Below are 18,029 nucleotides of genomic sequence, written 5' to 3'. Positions count from 1 at the left end.
AGCCGCAGCCGTCCGCAGAACCCTGCCTCGCCTTTGAGTCATCATCTCGCCTTATCTATCAGAAAAATTAATCGATGCGTATCGACTCGATACGCATCGAAAATAGCATGAAACAATTCTTTTAGGAAGGGGGTGCTGCTTTGCTGTAACTCGGGTTAGGTCGTGCAGCGGCGAGTGAGCCGCGGCGGGATCAGTTGAATCTGGCCGCCCGGCTCGGCTCCGTCCAATAGTTCGAACACGCGGTTCATGGCCGCGTACGACACTTCCCGCGGCCTCGGGGAGACATTCGTGACAGGGGTGCTGAAGGTTTCAGAGTCTTCGTCAGTACACATGCCGACCAAGCCCACGTCCCGGCCAGGTTCGAGATGCCCGATGAGGAGCAACTGCAATACCCACGCCACAGTTTGGGGCGTGCGGGCGATGAAACCAACCCGTGAAGTCCTTGCTTTACCGATTTGCTCTGAGACCTCGGCCAAGAATGCATTCCACCCCGGGGCTGCGGGCCGAAGCACTTCAGCTTCCGCAGCCCGCCGGTGGCACGCCTCCAGCGCGCCCCGTTCGAACCCGGCGATAAAGCCGTACGCACGCACGTTCACCTCAGGCGGCTCACCTATTACCACGACCCGGGTGTAGCCCCGGTCCAGCAGTTCTTCCGCAGCCATAATGCCGGCAGCTTCAAAGTCGAAATCGACGGCGTCCAGGCCATGGTTATCTTCTGCGAGGCCGATGAGGACAACAGGGACAGCCAGCTGAGCCGCCCGCTCAAGCCGGGCGTCATGCAGGTGCACGTCCATGAGAATGATGGCATCAACCAGCGACCTTCCCGAGAGTCGTTCCAGGCTTGCCGTTCCAGCCTCCTCGGTTACCAGTACGATGTCATGATCGCGCACACGGGCATCCGAAGTTATTGCCTCGATGAAGGGCAGCAAACCGGCCATCTCCGTTGTCCGGGACATACTGACCACGAGGCCGATGACGCTCGTCCTGTTGCTTGCTAGGGCGCGCGCTCCAGCATTTGGGTGGTATGTAAGCTCTGCTATCGCAGCTTCGACTTTGGCGCGGGTTTCCGGCGAGATGGATCTCTTCCCACTCATAACGTAAGAAACCGTGCTCTGGGCCACACCGGCACGGGCCGCCACGTCCTTGCTTGTTACCACCCACACTCCTCACGTACATCATCAATGACTTCCCCTTCTGTCTCCAGAGTACCGATTCACGGTGAAGTAGGCAGCGCAGCTGTTCACCGGTATCCTCGATCTGCCTCCCTTGAGGCCGGGGGAATCAAGGCAAGCCCCCACAATCAGCTGTCAGGGCTTGAACTTCGAATCAAGTGTATGGCCGCAGGCGCCAATGCCATTCGAGCGAAAGGTCGACCCCGTGGCAATGGCTTAGCACCAGCGGTATCGGTGTTGGCTTGACGCCAATTGGCATGGTCTTTCGGATGTAATTGCTGGTCAACATCGCCAACAGTGCCGGTGCCGCCGGGGTAAAACCATGCACCAAACGCTGATAGCGGTCCTCAACTCCAACTGGGCCCGCGTTTCTCCGACGGACACCTTGGCAGATGCAACTGCCAGTTCGTACCAGTCCTACAATTTCCCCGACCGCTACCTTCGGCATGCTGATTTCCGCCTTCGAATAGATCCAATCACTTCCAATACCTCTCGGAGTGATGCTACGTTCCGCAACGTCCGTTGACCTGAACAAACGATTAGGTGGGACTCGACCCTGCTCCCCGTGCGCGGAGGGACAATTGCGGAGGTTCGCCTTTCTCCTCCGATCCGTCAGCGGAGGGCAGCTCCCGGGGCCGGGGCTTCCCGGCTGGTGCGGTTGCCGGCAGTCACGGGGACGGCAGTGCCTCGAAGCGCCTGCGGTAGTCGGTGGGGGTTGTTGCGAAGGCGGAAGCGAAGTTCTGTCGCATGGTGACGGTGCTGGTGAAACCGCTCGCAGCCGCTACCTGGTCAACGGTCAGTTTGGTTTCCTCGAGCAGCCTGCGGGCCTCGTCCAGGCGCCGGCTGCGGACCCATGCCGCCGGCGTTGTGCCTGTGCTGACCTGGAATTCGCGGATGAAGGTCCTTCGGCTCATGTGCCCCTGAAGAGCCAATTGCTCAATGGTGAGAGGTTCGGAAAGATTGTTCAGCGCCCATCCGATGACATTGGAAATGGGATCGCCTGTCTGCTGCGGGCGGACCGGGCGTTCAATGTATTGCGCCTGCCCGCCCTCCCGGTGGGGAGCCACCACCAGTGCGCGGGAGACCGAGTTGGTCGCTGCGGCGCCGAGGCTCCTGCGCACCAGATGAAGGCAGGCATCAATCCCCGACGCGGTGCCCGCCGAGGTGATGACGTCCCCGTGGTCGATGTACAGGACCGAAGGGTCAACGCAGACAGCCGGGCGCCGCCGGGCAAGAGCCCCAACGGCGTTCCAGTGCGTTACGGCTGACCGGTGGTCAAGAAGGCCGGCATCAGCCACGGCCAACGCCCCGAGGCATAGGCCCATGATGGTGGCTCCTTCCCGGTGTGCGTTCACGAGGAGTGCCTGCAGGCCGGCCCCAGCAGTCCTGTCGCCGCCGTACCACGATGGGATCACCACAACATCGGCGTTGACAGCAGCTTCGGGCCCGGAAATTCCGCTGAGTTGATAGCCCTCGGCGGTCACCAAGGAGTCCGCGCCGTCTGAAAAAAGCTCGGTGGACCACGGGTGCCCTTGGCGCTTGACCTCTTCAAAAACCATTTGTGGAACCGCGAGGTGGAACATGGGCACGCCGTCGAAAGCATAGATGGCGATCTTCATAACGCTCCAGGGTGGGCTCAGGAATAGTTTTGGCGCAAATCCATCGTAAGGCAGCATTCATGCCACTGGTAGCCGGGGGCGGGCACCCGAACAATGGAAGCCAGGGGTCCTGCCGGACGCCAACGACCTAGGAGAAGAAATTATTGTGACCACGCCCCGCCGCGCACTCATCATTGTGGACATCCAGCAGCAGTACTTCAGCGGTCCGCTCGAGATCCACTACCCCCGGCCTGCTGAGTCGCTGGCAAATATCGGGCAGGCCATTGATGCCGCCGCGGCCGCCGGCATACCGGTAGCGGCCGTTCAGCACAGCGCAGGAGAAGGTGCGCCCGTTTTTGATCCGGGGACCCCTGCCTTTGCACTGCACCCTGAGGTGGAAAACCGCAAGGCTGACTCCTGGAAGCTGCTCACCAAGCACTACAGCTCCGTTTATGCCGGCACGGACCTGGCCGAATGGCTCCGCAGCCAGGACGTGGACACTGTCACGCTGGTGGGCTACATGACCAACAACTGCATTCTCGCCTCAGCAGCGGAAGCAGAATTCCTTGGCTTTGCCACAGAGGTCATCTCGGATGCGACAGGTGCCATCAACATCGCCAACAACGCCGGTGCCGCCGCGGCCAAAACCGTGCACCAAACGCTGATGGCGGTCCTCAACTCAAACTGGGCCCACGTTTCCACCACGGCAACCTGGACCGCGGCGCTTGCCGCAGGGGAGCCAACCACCGGCAGCGACCTGGGCAGCTCCGCCATCGCAGGCGCTGAGCAGGCAGCCCGGCTCTAAGCGTGGAGCTCCACGAACAACTCCGGGCGCATGCACGGCATAGCCCGATGCACGCTGCAGCGACAGAGATGCTGATTCGGGGCTATGACGGAAAGTTCGCGGCGTTGGGCCAGCCGTGGATCCGTCCCGGCCTGCTCAAAACGCCGGCTGCGGTGAACTTCCCGGCGCTCGTCACCTATGCCGCGTCGCTTCCCGCGGACGAGAGGAACTTCCTGACGTTGGTGGCTTCCGTCGCCGACGCTGAACAGGTATCGCTTGGATCACTGGTTCCAGGACTCGGGCACAGGGAAATTGAGGTCCTCTTGTCAGCCATCTGCCATCTCTCGACGCCGTAGTTCGGCCACACCACACCATCCAGGGCCGTTCAGACCGGTTCCAGAAAGAATTTCCACAAGGAGTTTCAGTAAAATGCAGTTCGGGAAAAACTCCGGCACGGCACCCTTTGTCTTATCTGTCCTGTCCGCTGGCGGCACAGGCGTGGGAACCACAGCCACCGAGGGCCTCGCAGGCACCGTTTCCCTGGCGCGAGCCGCGGACCAGCGGGGGTACCACCGCTTCTGGATGTCCGAGCACCACGGGATGGGTGCGACGTCGGTGTCCTCACCGTCCTTGATGATCGCCCGCCTTACCGCGGAAACAGCGCGCATCCGGCTGGGGGCCGGCGGGGTGATGCTTCCGAACCATGCACCCTTGCTGATAGCCGAGCAATTCGGGATGCTGGATGCCCTGGCACCCGGCCGGATAGATCTGGGCCTGGGCCGTGCGCCCGGCACTGACCAGAGAACGGCGGCGGCACTGCGCAGGAACGCGGACGCCAACGACGGGTTCCCGCACCAGGTACTGGAACTGCTTGGCTTCCTCGGGGACAACTTTCCAGCCGGCCACCCGTTTGTGGACGTCCATGCCGTTCCCGGCCCGTGGCAGGCGCGGGAGAACCAGGTCCCCGCCCCGCTGACGGCACCGGAACCGTGGATACTCGGCTCGTCGCCCTACTCCGCGCGCCTTGCAGGCCAGCTTGGTCTCCCGTACGCCTTCGCCCTGCAGTTCGGGGACGCTGACATCGATACGGCGATGCGCGTCTACCGCCAGAGCTTCGACCCCTCGGAGGTCCTTACCGCGCCACACACCCTCGTCAGCGTGCCCGCTGCCATCAGCACAGACACGGCTGAAGCGAAGAGGCAGGCGGCTACCTCAGCCATGGCCATGCTGCGGATGTTCAGAGGGGAAGGCTACCTGCTGCTGCCACCGGATGAAATCGACTCCCACCTGCATACCACCGCCGAGCGCCAGATCGTCGACGCCTACACCGACCGTACCTTTCACGGAACACCCGCCATGGTGGCCAGCCGCCTCGAAAACCTGCACCAACGAACCGGAGTCGATGAGATCATGCTGGTCGTCGGAGGCCACTCATCCGCCCTTGACCTGGACGCACTGACTCTGATGGCGGATTACTATGACTTCCCTCGCCTGTAGCGCCCACCCTCGGACGCCGGGAAAACCGACATGAAATGGATCTTCCTTGCCGGGGCCATCTGCAGTGAAGTCACCGCTTCCCTTGCCATGAAAGCCGCACTCGACAACCCTGCCTTCATCGCAGTCGTCGTTGTGGGCTACATCGCCTCCTTTGGCTTTCTGGCCGGCACCCTCCGCCAGGGTATGCCGCTCGGTGTCGCCTACGGAATCTGGGCGGCGATCGGGGTCACGCTCACCGTACTGCTGGCCACCCTGCTTTTTGGCGAACCACTCAAGCCGCTCATGATGGTGGGAATAGTCCTGGCTATCGGCGGGGTTTTGTGTGTGGAACTCGGTTCCCACCGACCGGTACCGGCAAGCGGGTGCTCCCTCGCCTGTCCTCTACAAGGCGTGAGTAGAATCCGGCATCTGCGCAACCATGGGGACGGACAGCGCCCAGTCGTTCATGGAATTCAAGACCGTCCGCAGTTCCTGACCAGCCGGGGTCAGTTCGTAAACCACCCTGGGAGGGATTTCCGGGTAGACGGTCCGGGTCAGCAGGCCATGGTCTTCGAACTTCCGCAGAGAGTTCGTCAGCGTATGTGCACTGATGCCGGTCAGTCGGTCCTTGATTTCGCCGAACCTGAGCGGTCCTCCCAGCAGCTCGCGAACGATCAGTGTGGCCCAAGGTCCATTCATGAGACCCAGAAAACGGGCGACGCCACAGCCGGGAAAGTTCGAAGCGCAGAAAGTCATACATAAATTTACCATTAGTGCACTTGATGTAACCGATGCATAGTATGCACTAATGAATACATGAAAATTATCGTGCATGGCGCTACCGGCGCCCAAGGTTCCCCCGTCCTTAACGCCCTCAAGGCAGCAGGTCACTTGCCTGTCGCCGCGGTACGCGATGCCTCCGGTGTCGCCGGAGAAGCGGTGAGTGTGGATTTCACCTCCGTTGAATCGCTGACCGCCGCCTACGCCGGCGCTGACGGTGTGTTTATCCATCTTCCCCTTGCTGCCCCCGGCGCACAGGAAGACTTTGCCCGTAACGTTGCAGGCGCGTTGGAGAAGACCCGGCCGGCCAGGGTCGTGTTCTCCACGAGCGGCTACCCGGCTTCTACGGAATCGCCTTTGACTGCACATGCGATTCTGGCCGCTTACCTCGGTGCCAGCGGGTTGTCCTACGCGGTCGTCGAACCACGCCTCTACCTGGAAAACCTCCTCCTGCCGCCGGTGATGAACGTCGTGAAGAAAGAGGGCACACTGAAATATCCCCTGAAGAGCGGCTACAAGGCCTCCTGGAGTTCTCATCTGGATGTCGCTGATGTTGTCGTCAGGCTCCTGACTGAAAGTGGAATCACCGGGAACGTGTCGGTGGGCTCCCTGCCCGCACTCTCCGGCGCGGACCTTGCCCGGGGATTCAGCGCTTACCTGGGTACTGAAGTCAGGTACGAAAGCATTACCCCGCAGGAATTTGGTATCGCCACCGTCCCGCTTTTTGGCGAAGCCGGTGTCCTGCCAGTGGTCGAGGCATACGAACACCGGCAATCCCAGCCTGGTGACGTCATCGCTGAACCGCGTTCCGCGCAGAAACTCCTCGGAATCGCGCCGCGCACCGTCGAGGAGTGGCTGCGGGAGTTGGCTCTCCAGCCCTGAACCAGAAACCATAGCTTCCCCGTCCACAATAATGATCGTCCGGCACCCTGGTTTCAGGGAGCCGGGTGCACCATAGGGTTGAGGTGATGTGAAATATTCGAGTCAGGACGACGGTTTCCGGAGGAGCAGCGTGGGGATTGACCACATCGACAGGCCGGAGATCGACAGCCCTATGGTGATTTCGGTCCGCGGGGCCCGGGTGCATAACCTTCGCAGCATCGACGTCGACGTGCCGCTGCGCCGGCTCGTGGCCATCGCCGGTGTATCCGGCTCCGGAAAGTCCTCGCTTGCGATGGGGGTCCTTTATGCCGAGGGTTCACGCCGCTATGTTGAGGCTCTTTCGACTTACACGCGGCGGCGGATGGCACATGCGACCCGTGCCGCCGTGGACTCAGTGCGGCATGTCCCCGCCGCCCTGGCACTGAGACAGAGGCCGGGTGTCCCAGGCGTGCGGTCCACCTTTGGCACCTCAACGGAGCTTCTGAATGTCTTACGGGTCATGTTTTCGCGCTTGGGTTCACACACATGTCCGAACGGGCACCGGCTGGACCCCACTATCGATGTCGCAGCTAACCTCGACCTGACCTGTCCGGAATGCGGCGCCGTGTTCTACCCGCCGGGAGCTGAATCGCTGGCGTTTAATTCCGATGGTGCCTGCGGGAACTGCTCGGGAACGGGCACTGTCAGGGAAGTCGATGACAGCACCCTCGTTCCTGACGAGTCGCTCACCATTGGCGAGGGTGCAGTTTCGCCCTGGAAAATGTTCGGGCTTACCGTCATGCCCCAGGTCGTGGCCGAACTGGGAGTGCGAACGGACGTACCGTACACGAACCTCACCGAGCATGAACGTAACATTGTGCTGCACGGACCGGAGGAGAAAAGACACATCGCCGTTAGGTCCAAGAACGGCAAGTTGTTCGAGCTGGACTTCACGTACCGCAATGCCCGGCTCGCCGTACAAGAAGCCTTGAAAAACGCCACATCCGAGAAGGGCTTCACACGCGTCAACAGATTCATCACGGCCCAGACGTGTCCCGCCTGCCACGGGACCCGCCTTTCAACGGCCGCCCGCAGCACGCAGGTCGCCGGCAGCAACCTTGCAGAAATCACGGCAAAGACTCTTGATGAGACGGTCCTTTGGGTATCGGCAGCCGTTGACACGCTGCCGCCGGAGATGCACCCGATGGCTCGGATGATCATTACCCAGTACACGGGGATGGCCGATCGGCTGGTCCAGCTGGGACTGGGTTATCTCAGCCTCGACCGGGCCAGCTCGAGCCTCTCCACCGGCGAACGGCAGCGCGTGCAGCTCGCGCGGGCAGTCCGCAACCAGACCACCGGCGTGCTGTACGTATTGGATGAACCCTCGATTGGTCTTCATCCCGCCAACGTCGAGGGCCTGATCGGAGTCATGCGGGACCTTCTCGCCGACGGCAACTCAGTAATTCTCGTGGACCACGATGTGCAGGTTCTCCGTGAAGCTGACTGGATGATCGAAATTGGACCCGGTTCCGGGACCAACGGCGGTACGGTGACGGCCACCGGATCCATCGAAGACATCAGCCGGAACCCGGAATCGGTAATCGGGAGCTATCTCTCCGGAAAAGAAACTGTCCAGATCCGCCAGCAGAAGCCAGCGCAGGACGTTTTCGACGCCGGGACCATCCGGCTCGCAACGGCGCCGATCCACACCGTGCACGCTCTCGAAGCTTCGATTCCGCTGGGCAGGCTGACGGCTGTAACCGGTATGTCCGGATCCGGTAAAACCACCTTGATACTGGAGAGTCTGGTCCCGGCACTGGCCGCGGCGCACGGCGGCGAAGCCCTCCCGCCGCATGTGACTTTCCTGGACAGCGCGGGTGTGACCCGCGCCGACGTCGTTGATGCCACCCCGATCGGAACTAACGTCCGATCAACCATCGCCACCTACAGCGGCATACTGGACGAGCTGCGCAAGGCGTACGCCGCTACGCCCGAAGCGCGGCAGCGGGGGCTCTTAGCCGGCGACTTTTCATACAACACCGGAACGCTGCGGTGTCCGCGGTGTGAAGGCACCGGGCAAATTGTTCTCGACGTCCAGTTCCTTCCCGACGTTGATATCCCCTGCCCGGACTGCATGGGTACCCGGTATTCTCCCGCAGCAAACGACATTGTCCTGGCCACTTCCCTGGACCACCGTTCGCTTCCTGCGATGCTCGGGACCACCGTCGCTGATGCCGCCCATCTGCTCACCGGAATAACCAAGGTCCAACGCAAACTAAAAACCCTCATCGATCTGGGTCTCGGTTACCTCACCTTAGGAGAAGACACTCCAGCCCTCTCCGGCGGTGAAGCGCAGCGACTCAAACTTGCTACGGAACTGGGCCGTAACCACAAAGGAACAGTGTTCGTCTTCGACGAGCCTTCTGTTGGACTGCATCCCCGCGACGTCCGCAACCTCCTGAGGGTTTTCGACATGCTGCTGGCTACCGGGGCAACACTGATCGTCATCGACCACGACCTGGACCTAATCGCCAACGCCGACCACATTATCGACCTCGGACCCGGCGGCGGAAGCAACGGCGGACAGATCATCGCCACGGGAACCCCCGGACAAGTCGCCGCTGACCCGGCAAGTATCACCGGCCGCCATCTCGCCGCACTGCTGCGAACAACCCCCACCCGAAGAGAGCGCCCAGAGTGAAAACGACATCCATCGTGGGCGGCAAAGCCAGCCTGGGAATCCGTGAAGACGGCGTGATTCACCTCGTCTGGCAACCAGGGTCCAGCCTTGACGTTGACGACGTCAAAAGCGCCATGGCTGAAGTCAACAAGATCAGCAAGGGACTGGCGATGCCGCTATTGGCGGAAATGGCAGATGTAAAAACGGTTAGCCATCATGCCCGTGCAGCTTTCTCCACCCCCACCGCAGCCTCACGAATTGCCCTGCTCGGTGCCGGCCCTGTCGACTGGATGATCGCTAATTTCCGTAGCGCCCATTCTTACCCGTGCCCAACCCGTTTCTTCACCCGCAGAACCGAGGCCCTGGACTGGATCCTGGCGTCAGCTCCGCAGCCAGAACACTGACGACGGACGGACACATCTCTGAAGGACAGTTCAGGCCTGCTGCCCGTCATTGCCGGTCCATGCAAGTTCTGACCACACCTGCCCGGGCACCCTCCTCAGCCAGGACTACCCCGTACACCGGATGCTTCTCTGATGGCGTGGTGGTCCCGTGTACTTCGGAAGTTTTGGAGCCTGAGGCTGTTGTAGACCACCAGAACTGATGACAGCGCCATGGCGCCGGCCGCGATCAGAGGGTTCAGGAGTCCGGCGGCTGCGATGGGCAGGGCCGCTATGTTGTAGCCAAAGGCCCAGAGCAGGTTGATCCGGATGGTCATGAGGGTGCGCCGGGAAAGTGCGATTGCATCAGGGATGACGGACAGGTCTTCCCGCACCAGAATGATGTCGGCGGACTTAAGCGCGATATCCGTCCCTGTGGCTACCGCCAGTCCAAGGTCAGAGGCCGCGAGGGCCACGGAGTCGTTGATTCCATCGCCGACCATGGCCACCCGGTTACCCTCATCCTTTAGGCCACGGACGATAGCGGCTTTTTCTGCAGGCAACACACCGCTGTAGACGTGTTTGATTCCGGTGTGCGCGGCGATCCGCTGCGCCGCGGCATCCGAGTCGCCCGTGAGCAGAACTGTCTTCAGGCCCAGCCCATGCAGGGCAGCAACGGCTTTGGCAGCGTCGGCCTTGATGGTGTCTGCCAGTTCGATCTTTCCGATCAATTCGCCCCGGTAGGCAACGAAGACGGAGGTTTCACTGCTTTGGACCTGCTCTAACGGGCCAGCCAGGGGCTGCAGGCCGGAAACGGAATTTTCACTCAGATAGGCAAGATTTCCCACGAGCGCTGCGCTGCCGTCTACGGATGCTGTGGCACCGCGGCCGGGGTGAACATCGAAGTCAACAAGGTCACTGAGCATCAGGTGTCTGGAACGAGCCTCGCGGCCGATGGCTTGGCCGATCATGTGTTCGGAACCCTGCTCTACGGTGGCCGCGATGCGCAGCACCTCTGACTCCGTGAAGGCGGTCAGTGGCGTCACGGAGTGCACTGTCATTTTTCCGGTGGTCAGGGTTCCCGTTTTGTCCAGAACCACCGTGGTGATCCGGCCGCTGGCTTCCAGAGCGTCCTGGCCTTTGACCAAAATTCCGAGGGTTGCCCCGCGCCCGATGCCGACCATAAGGGCTGTAGGGGTTGCCAGCCCAAGGGCGCAGGGGCAGGCAATAATGAGGACGGAGATACCTATGCCGAACGCTTGGGAGAGTTCTGCGCCGCTGAGGAGCCATGCCCCGGTAACGAGGACCGCGAGGGTGATGACCCCTGGAACGAAGTATGCGGTGATCCTATCGACGAGGGTCTGGACGTTGGCTTTTCTGGCTTGTGCCTGTTCTGCCAGCGCTGCCATCTGCGCCAGTTGGGTGTGCGCGCCCACTGAGGTGGCCTGCACTTGGAGCCGTCCATTGGTGCTGATGGTTCCGCCTACTACGGTGTTCCCTGTCCGGGACTCGCGGGGCAGGGGTTCGCCGGTCAGCATGCTGGTATCTACCGATGCACGTCCCGAGGTGATGAGTCCGTCGGCCGGGATCGCTTCGCCGGGAAGAACAACGAACGTGTCTCCCCTGCGTAGCTCGTGCACAGGCTTGAGCCGTTCGTAGCCGTCCTCGAAGACCCGGACGGTGGTTGGTGCCAGGCGCGACAAAGCACCGAGTACGTCGCCGGCTTTCCGCCGGGACCGGGTTTCGAAATAACGGCCTGCCAGTTGGAATGTGGTCATCCCTGCTGCAACATCCAGATAGATTGAGTTGGCGCCCGCAGGAACGGTTCCAAACCCCAGCCAGTATCCGCTGCCGCCTTCGATACCCAAGACAAGCGTGATGAGGGCCCAGCCGAAGGATGCGGCAATGCCCAATGACACCAGCGTGTCCATAGTGACTTTGCCGTGGCGGAGATTCCGGAGCGTGGTCCGGTGGAATGGCCATGCCGCCCATGTCACAATCGGCACCGCGAGGGCAAGGCAAAGCCATTCCCAGCCCGGAAACCGCCATCCGGGGACAAGAGCGAAAACGATGGTGATATCCATTAAGGGGACCGTCAGCACAGCAGCCAGCAGCAGCCGGCGGCGCAGTGAGGTAACCCGGACCTCGTTGGCCCGGCGTGACCACTGGTCATCGGCGTCATCATGGAGTTGCGCGCCGTAACCTGCTTTCTCGACCTTTGCCACTGCTTCGGCTACCCGACCTGCCGGCATGCCTGTTATCCAGGCCCGCTCAGTGGCATAATTAACGCTTGCGGTGACACCGTCGAGGCGATTGAGGGCCTTTTCGACCCTTCCGGCGCAAGCGGCACAGGTCATCCCTGAAATATTTAATTGCAAGGGTGGCCCGGTGGGGGCTTCGACGGTCATGGCTTTTCCCTTCGTTGGACGAGCGGGTTTGCGAGTTGAGTTTCCTGGCGGGCCGCGAGTGTATCGAGCATCCGGTTGTAGGCCTCGTATTCGTCGTCGCGGCCCTCGTCCAGGTGCCTGTCTTTGCGTCGGGCATCTTTTGCGTCCTGCCGAGACCACTGGATACCCAGGGAAATAATGACCAGCAGCAGCGGCAGTTCCCCTCCGGCCCAGGCGACTCCACCGCCAAAGTATTGTGAGGACGGAAGGTCTGACCAGGGCAGTGCGAGTGACCTGTAAAAGTTCTCAGCGATGATGCTGGTGCTGGACATCAGGATGACGCCGAAGAACGCGTGGAATGGCATGGCCGCGAAAACGAAGCCGAGTTTGCCGATGTGCGGCAACGGCCGTGGTGGCCGGTCCACACCGATGACGAGACTGTAGAAGAGGTATCCGGCGATGAGGAAGTGCACGTTCATGAGCTGATGTGCCCAGTGGAAGCGCATGTACTCACCGAATATGCCGGAGAAGTAGAGTCCGTAGTAGGAGCCTACGAAAAGCGCAAAGACGACCAGGGGGTTGTACACCAGGCGCAGTACCGGCCAGTGCATGCCCTGGGTAATCCAGAAATGCAGGCCCACCGGGCCGCCAGGCTGCGTTGGCGCAGCGCGCAGGAGCAGGGTGAGGACCCCGCCCATCACCAGCAGGATGGGTGCGAGCATATTCAGGCTCATGTGCACGATCATGTGAATGCCGAAGTCTGGCGCGGAGTACTTACCGAATCCGGAACTGGTGGCGAACACCACTGTGGCCCACCCTGCGAGCCATGACACGGTCCGCCCAACCGGCCATTTGTCGCCCCTTCGGATCAGGGTACGGACTGCCAAAAGATACACCAGCACGCCAGTGGCAGCCATCACGAGGAACAGCACGTTAGGACGCCACTCCGTGAACAGGATGGCTGCCGTGGGTGCCTGTTCAACGTTGTACCCGAGAAGGATCTGAGTGATGGTGGTGGGCTGGAAATAATGCGGCGGCGGAATCCTCGCCATACCGGCCGTAACACCGATCCAACCACTGCCGGCAGCGACACACAGGGCCAGAATTCGGTTGATACGCCTATCGGTCAGGCGACGCTGCTGCCAAAGGAACCAGCCCCACACTGACGCGCCGGCGATCGCCGCAAGGCAAACCCACCGGGCCATGATCTGCCAGCCAGTCGGCGTATCAAACAGTCCGGTCCCTGCCAGCTTGAACCACGTGAGAAGCACCTCGAAAACGATGATCACGGGTATTGCAATAACAACAGTTTTGTATAGGCGCAGGACAATAATGGGCGCTATGAGGTGGCCGGATGCCACCCGCAAAGCAGCTACAAAGGAAAGCCCGAATACAGTTGTTGCCACCAACGTCTGGATGGCCCCTGCATCGTTGGCAAAGTCGTGGTTGGGTCCCACCAGAGTCTGTCCCACGACGACAGGGGCCAGAACGCCAAATCCGATAGCCCAAAGTGCTAGAAGCAACCCGTTCCAACGCTCGGCAAATATGCTCGCCGCGAAGGCAACAGAGGCGGCGACGGCCGAGATGGTCCACGCCTTTGGCGCGTCGCCTCCGCCGTAGAGGAACGGTACGACGTCGGGATCAGCAAGGCTTCCGAAGGGAAAGCCTGAAGTGTCCAGCATCTCCATCAGCACCATGGCTGCCGACATCGTCGCCCAGCCGGCAGAGGCCACCTGCAGAACCCGCATCTCCACTGAGAACCCCAGTATCGGCGCAGTTTTTCCCTGGGCGTCCCGAAAGAACAACAACATCAAGAGCGCGCCGACCGTCAAAGCAGCAAACAGATCAGCTGCAGCCTGCGCGGCGCCAGTGGATATGGCTACGTCGAGTCCGGGAAAACTGGTATGCAGCTTCTCGTAGGCCTCGCCTCCGGCCGATGTTGCGGAGGCTATGGGAGGGGCGAGTACTAAACCCAGGCTTCCTGCGACGACCAAGAATATTGTGCGACGGTTGCGATGGATGCGCTTACCGCCAACGGCGGGATCAAGCACGGTCGGTGCTGGTGTCACGGATTCCGGTCCGGCCAGACACCCAAGGTGAACCCGGCTTCCGTGAGGACATCCTCAATGTCCTGACGCTGAACCGGCCCGAGCAGGCGGAATCCGACGCGGCCGGAAGCGGCATCGGCCGTGATCTCCCCGATCCCCGGAACCTGTGAGAGCCCGTCCGCGACTGCTTTTTCACAATGCGAGCACGTCATTCCGTCAACTCGGATTTCCATCTGTTCCATGGGCCAATGCTCCTCATCGCTCGCCGATCCGACCTTAAGTCTACAACATGTAGAGACGGTGTTCTACATGTTGTAGATTAGATTTCGAGACCGGCAGGAGAACAATCGATTGATCCAGGACCCAACGTGGCAGTGGCTACTCTCAGCCCTTTTCGCTGCCACAGCTGCAGCATCTTTGGCGCGTCTGAACGGCCGGGGTATGCGGGTCGTTGTTGACGGCGCACTTCATGTCACGATGAGTCTGGCCATGATCGCCATGTGTTGGCCGTGGTGGAACCTCTGGCCCAAGAGCCCCCAAATGGCCCTCTTCCTTGCCGGCGCGTTCTGGTGCACAGCTTGCCTTGTCAAGGACCTGCGGCGGGATGCAACCCGATTGTCGCTGTTGTGGCACGACTTAGCCCACCTGTTCATGATGACGGCCATGATGTGGATGATTGCTGGCATGCCTGCCAGCGACGGGGTGCACCACACCTCCGTTACGGGTGGGACCTTGGTGATCGGCTTGATCCTTACGGTGATCCTTGCAGTAGCCGCTGTCGTCTCCTTCGCAGATTACGTCCTTCCGCCTAGCGCTGGTACGGGTGCCACGACGGAACTGACCGGAACTGCCATGCACACCGGAATGGCGGTGATGTGTTGGTTGATGCTCGCTCACTGATCGGAACGGCCTTGGAGCGGGTTGTGCAGGATTTCCCGACCGAAGACCCCACCGTCAACGCAACCGTGGACTGGCTTACGGGGTGCCAGTACGTCGGGCTCATCGCGTTTGCAGGACTCATGGTTTTTGAACGTTGGATTGTCCCGGCTGACCAGCGCCGCAAAACGGTCGTGCGTGGTGTCCCGTCCGTGTTTCTTCTGGTCGGAACGGCGGCCACACTGTTGCTGGTGCCGTTCACGGCACTTCGGATCGCCGGCCGACCATTTTCCGCAGTCTGGGATATCAGCGGCTGGGGCCCCTACCTGTATCCGCCTTCGGTCCAGGCAGCCATGGTCCTTCTTGTGGCGGCACCGACAGCATTATTGCTTATGCGGGCCGCGGAAGTCGCACGGTGGGGCAGGTTCTTCCTGCCTCCCGTGGTGCTGGCCTGCCTGGGTATCCCGGTCCTCTCGGGACATACCCGCAGCCAACAGCCCGCGTGGCTGATCTTCGCGGCAGACCTGACGCATCTGGCCGTGGCAGCGCTCTGGCTGGGCGGCCTGCTCGGGCTGCTGCTCCTGCTGGGTAGACTTCCAGCCACCCCCGCAGACGCCCGCAAACTGGCAGCCGTGGTCATCAGGTTCTCTGGATTCGCCCTGGTGAGCGTCGTGCTGCTGGCGGCTTCAGGGGCATCCATGGCCGTTCTGATCCTTGACGAACCTGCTCAGCTTCTGTCCGGCAGCTATGGACGGATGCTGCTGATAAAAGTGGGCCTTGTACTTGCCGCGGTAACAGTCGCTCTCTGGAACCGGACGTGTCTCCTACGCCATCTGGCGGCATTCTCCGGCGCCGAATGGTCGACGCTGCGCCGGACCCTGGCATACGAGTTGCTGCTGTTGCTGGTGGTGGTGGCAATTACCGCTGTACTGACCGGCACCGGCCCCGGTCATACCCACTGAAACCTGACCCAGGACTATCTCGCCAGGAGCTTTCGTTCCGTATCGTGTCGGCCGATCCCGCGGCGACGGGGCCATTGCTTTCCAGCAAGCCGGTCAGCGCGGAGCTGCATCGACTGGTCCCCCGAATTCCGGGCCAGGGTGACCAGGGCATTTGCGAGAAAAACAGCGCCCACTTGCCGCGCAGCGGCGTCATCGGCGGCGAGCTCGACAAGCAGTGTTGTGGCCCTGTTCAGCGACCTGCCTTGGTTCAATCCCGGCAGACAGGCAGCGTTGATTTTCGCAACCAGGACCGCAAATCCATGATGCTGTCGCAGGTGCGCATACTCATGCGCCACCACAGCAAGTAGCTGCGGTGGGGTCAGCGCACGTTCCATGGCCGATGAGAGAAAAATTGCCGGACGCCTTCCCGGGACGGCGTAGGCGATTTCATCGGATGAATCGAAACGGACCAGCGTATAGCCGGCGAACTCCTCCCGGCTGGTAGCGACGGAAGCCAAAGTCGCGCTACTCATCCGCTCCGAAGCCACCACCGGCGCGGCCGACGACACCACAAAGAACGCAAGCGCACCAAAAAGAGCAAGACTCACCCACCCGCCCAGCGTCAACAGAATCGCGTCGAGGACCGGCGTGGAGACAGAGGCTGAAACGGCACCACCAACACTGAGCATCAAGGCAGCGACGCAAAGGGCCATCCCGAGAAAAAACGCACCGAACCAGGCCGCCAAAGCCGTCCTCGGATGAAGGAGCTGCCACCTTCCTACGGTCATGAGCGACGGGGCGAAATACGCTATTAGGGCAGCACAGGCCACGCAGGCCAACGCGGTCAGCAGCATGAAATACCTCCGGCCTACTCAGGTCCTTTTCCGAAATTCGCCCGAAGGAGATCCAGGTCCTCGTCGTTAAGATTCCCGGCGAAGGCAAGCAGCGCAGCCCGCCTGTCACCAGCACCACCCAAGGCCGTCATCATTGTTTCGCTGGCGTACTCCTCATCGGAACGGGAGGGGCTGAACCGAATTTTCCGCGGCGAATCCCCAGACCTGACGACGCGGCCCTTCCGCTCCAGCCGGGACAAAGCTGTCATAAGGGTAGTGTAGGCAGGCTGCGGCTCAGGAAACTTCTGCGCGAGTTCGCTCGCCCCCACAGGCTGGCTTTCAGCCCAGAGTAGCCGCATGACCTCTGCCTCAAGCTCACCCCTGGCTCGAATGCGAATGCTGGCCATGGACACCTCCTATTGATCAGTATCCTACGGTACCCGGCGGTGTCACCCGGTGGCACTGGGTCGTTGCTGCCTCGACTCTAACCAGTGGTTTTCTCTTGCCACCGTCAAGTTCTGCACAAGCGCCAACCAAGTGCCTGCCTTCAAATCCTTTGAAGGCAGCGCGTACTTCGTCTGGTCCTTTCGGCGCTGTCAGCAATGCCCTTTCGCCGTTGGATATCCCACCGAGAGACGCGTGGCGCCAGAACCGAATGGTTCTGCAGCGCACTCCGGGGGTCATCCTTCAACTCGAACCAGCCCCTTGCGATGCCGCTGTACTGCATCGTTGTTTCCGCATCTGGCGGAACAATAGGACCGCAGACCGTTGCGGCTGGTGTCCACGAAGGCAATGACGCATCGATCACGGGCGCAGGTGCCCAGCCTGCCCCCAATGGACTCAACAGCAAAGACGGCCAGCCCTCCGGCGGTCACCGCCTTGACCCGTGCAAGGAGGTCATCGTCATCGGCTGCGAAGTGCAAATGTGGACGCAACTGGTCGTGCGTGCTCAGATATGGCCGCGTTGCTCCTGCATCAAGCAGCCCGTTGATCGCCCGGCATCTGTCCCCGATGTCGGCGGCCTCAAAAGCGGACCGCAAACGGACGGCCCAGTCCCGCAACGACTGCGACGTGGAGCTGGCCACCGCGGGTCGGCGGATCTGATGCTTTCGCAGGATCTCCTCGGCAGCCTCGACGGTCCACGTCCCTGCAGCGAGATTTACGAGATCCACAGCAAGCAGGGGGCCAGTCATATTGTCATGGTTGAACT

The 18,029-nt window shown here is 61.4% G+C and carries 18 protein-coding genes and 1 pseudogene; 10 read left to right on the top strand and 9 right to left on the bottom strand.

Annotated elements, in window-relative coordinates; translation table 11 throughout:
* Positions 1-155: 155 nt before the first annotated feature.
* Positions 156-1,157, bottom strand: a complete 1,002-nt coding sequence (locus ASF72_RS16975) for a LacI family DNA-binding transcriptional regulator (RefSeq protein WP_056600824.1) — start codon at positions 1,155-1,157, stop codon at positions 156-158.
* A gap of 337 nt (positions 1,158-1,494) precedes the next feature.
* On the opposite strand from ASF72_RS16975, the gene ASF72_RS21300 reads away from it, so the two are divergent.
* Positions 1,495-1,698 (top strand): AbfB domain-containing protein, encoded by a 204-nt coding sequence (locus ASF72_RS21300; RefSeq protein ID WP_082484437.1) that lies wholly within the window; start codon positions 1,495-1,497, stop codon positions 1,696-1,698.
* A gap of 142 nt (positions 1,699-1,840) precedes the next feature.
* Here ASF72_RS21300 and ASF72_RS16970 read toward each other — a convergent pair whose 3' ends face one another.
* Positions 1,841-2,791 (bottom strand): GlxA family transcriptional regulator, encoded by a 951-nt coding sequence (locus ASF72_RS16970; RefSeq protein WP_056600822.1) that lies wholly within the window; start codon positions 2,789-2,791, stop codon positions 1,841-1,843.
* 145 nt (positions 2,792-2,936) lie between these two features.
* Between ASF72_RS16970 and ASF72_RS16965 the strand changes: the two genes are divergently transcribed.
* From ASF72_RS16965 to ASF72_RS16950, 4 genes and pseudogenes are all read left to right on the top strand, one after another.
* Positions 2,937-3,575: an isochorismatase family protein gene (locus ASF72_RS16965; RefSeq protein ID WP_056600820.1), complete on the top strand. Its 639-nt coding sequence runs from the start codon at positions 2,937-2,939 to the stop codon at positions 3,573-3,575.
* Positions 3,576-3,577: 2 nt separating this feature from the next.
* Positions 3,578-3,910: a hypothetical protein gene (locus ASF72_RS16960; RefSeq protein ID WP_056600818.1), complete on the top strand. Its 333-nt coding sequence runs from the start codon at positions 3,578-3,580 to the stop codon at positions 3,908-3,910.
* A gap of 73 nt (positions 3,911-3,983) precedes the next feature.
* Complete coding sequence (locus tag ASF72_RS16955; protein ID WP_056600817.1) at positions 3,984-5,051, top strand: LLM class flavin-dependent oxidoreductase; 1,068 nt, start codon at positions 3,984-3,986, stop codon at positions 5,049-5,051.
* A gap of 30 nt (positions 5,052-5,081) precedes the next feature.
* A pseudogene (locus tag ASF72_RS16950) lies at positions 5,082-5,342 on the top strand (DMT family transporter); the annotation flags it as partial.
* A 90-nt stretch (positions 5,343-5,432) separates the two neighbouring features.
* Here the strand turns inward: ASF72_RS16950 and ASF72_RS20140 are convergent.
* A complete protein-coding gene (locus tag ASF72_RS20140) occupies positions 5,433-5,729 on the bottom strand; it encodes a winged helix-turn-helix transcriptional regulator (protein WP_235504770.1) in 297 nt (98 codons plus the stop codon).
* A 117-nt stretch (positions 5,730-5,846) separates the two neighbouring features.
* On the opposite strand from ASF72_RS20140, the gene ASF72_RS16945 reads away from it, so the two are divergent.
* The 3 genes from ASF72_RS16945 to ASF72_RS16935 all read left to right on the top strand — a co-directional run bounded on the left by ASF72_RS16945 (position 5,847) and on the right by ASF72_RS16935 (position 9,758).
* Positions 5,847-6,692, top strand: coding sequence for an SDR family oxidoreductase (locus ASF72_RS16945; RefSeq protein ID WP_056600816.1), 846 nt, complete (start codon positions 5,847-5,849; stop codon positions 6,690-6,692).
* 130 nt (positions 6,693-6,822) lie between these two features.
* Entirely contained in the window at positions 6,823-9,375 is a 2,553-nt protein-coding gene (locus tag ASF72_RS16940; protein ID WP_235504766.1) for an excinuclease ABC subunit UvrA, read from the top strand.
* Positions 9,372-9,758: a DUF7793 family protein gene (locus tag ASF72_RS16935; protein ID WP_235504765.1), complete on the top strand. Its 387-nt coding sequence runs from the start codon at positions 9,372-9,374 to the stop codon at positions 9,756-9,758. Before ASF72_RS16940 ends, ASF72_RS16935 begins: the two co-directional genes overlap by 4 nt.
* 95 nt (positions 9,759-9,853) lie before the next feature.
* Here the strand turns inward: ASF72_RS16935 and ASF72_RS16930 are convergent, their stop codons facing one another.
* The 3 genes from ASF72_RS16930 to ASF72_RS21295 are packed head-to-tail and all read right to left on the bottom strand — an operon-like array spanning position 9,854 to position 14,381.
* Positions 9,854-12,142 (bottom strand): heavy metal translocating P-type ATPase, encoded by a 2,289-nt coding sequence (locus tag ASF72_RS16930; RefSeq protein WP_056600813.1) that lies wholly within the window; start codon positions 12,140-12,142, stop codon positions 9,854-9,856.
* On the bottom strand, positions 12,139-14,172 hold the full coding sequence (locus ASF72_RS16925; RefSeq protein WP_056600810.1) for a cytochrome c oxidase assembly protein: 2,034 nt from the start codon (positions 14,170-14,172) through the stop codon (positions 12,139-12,141). Before ASF72_RS16925 ends, ASF72_RS16930 begins: the two co-directional genes overlap by 4 nt.
* 14 nt (positions 14,173-14,186) lie before the next feature.
* Positions 14,187-14,381: a heavy-metal-associated domain-containing protein gene (locus ASF72_RS21295; RefSeq protein WP_442854172.1), complete on the bottom strand. Its 195-nt coding sequence runs from the start codon at positions 14,379-14,381 to the stop codon at positions 14,187-14,189.
* 229 nt (positions 14,382-14,610) lie between these two features.
* Here ASF72_RS21295 and ASF72_RS16920 point away from each other — a divergent pair, with 229 nt between their 5' ends.
* On the top strand, positions 14,611-15,069 hold the full coding sequence (locus ASF72_RS16920) for a DUF5134 domain-containing protein (protein ID WP_157371050.1): 459 nt from the start codon (positions 14,611-14,613) through the stop codon (positions 15,067-15,069).
* Between the two features lie 23 nt (positions 15,070-15,092).
* Positions 15,093-16,007: a copper resistance D family protein gene (locus ASF72_RS21140; protein WP_235504763.1), complete on the top strand. Its 915-nt coding sequence runs from the start codon at positions 15,093-15,095 to the stop codon at positions 16,005-16,007.
* Between the two features lie 14 nt (positions 16,008-16,021).
* Here ASF72_RS21140 and ASF72_RS16910 read toward each other — a convergent pair whose 3' ends face one another.
* The 3 genes from ASF72_RS16910 to ASF72_RS20130 form a co-directional block, all read right to left on the bottom strand.
* A complete protein-coding gene (locus ASF72_RS16910; protein ID WP_056600803.1) occupies positions 16,022-16,840 on the bottom strand; it encodes a M56 family metallopeptidase in 819 nt (272 codons plus the stop codon).
* 14 nt (positions 16,841-16,854) lie between these two features.
* Complete coding sequence (locus tag ASF72_RS16905; RefSeq protein ID WP_056600801.1) at positions 16,855-17,226, bottom strand: BlaI/MecI/CopY family transcriptional regulator; 372 nt, start codon at positions 17,224-17,226, stop codon at positions 16,855-16,857.
* Between the two features lie 273 nt (positions 17,227-17,499).
* Positions 17,500-18,012 (bottom strand): CGNR zinc finger domain-containing protein, encoded by a 513-nt coding sequence (locus ASF72_RS20130; RefSeq protein WP_235504762.1) that lies wholly within the window; start codon positions 18,010-18,012, stop codon positions 17,500-17,502.
* Positions 18,013-18,029: the final 17 nt, after the last annotated feature.

This window comes from Arthrobacter sp. Leaf141, from assembly GCF_001424565.1.
Classification (GTDB): Bacteria; Actinomycetota; Actinomycetes; order Actinomycetales; family Micrococcaceae; genus Arthrobacter.
Note: the sequence above shows the minus strand (reverse complement) of the source record. Positions and strands in the feature narration are given on the sequence as shown.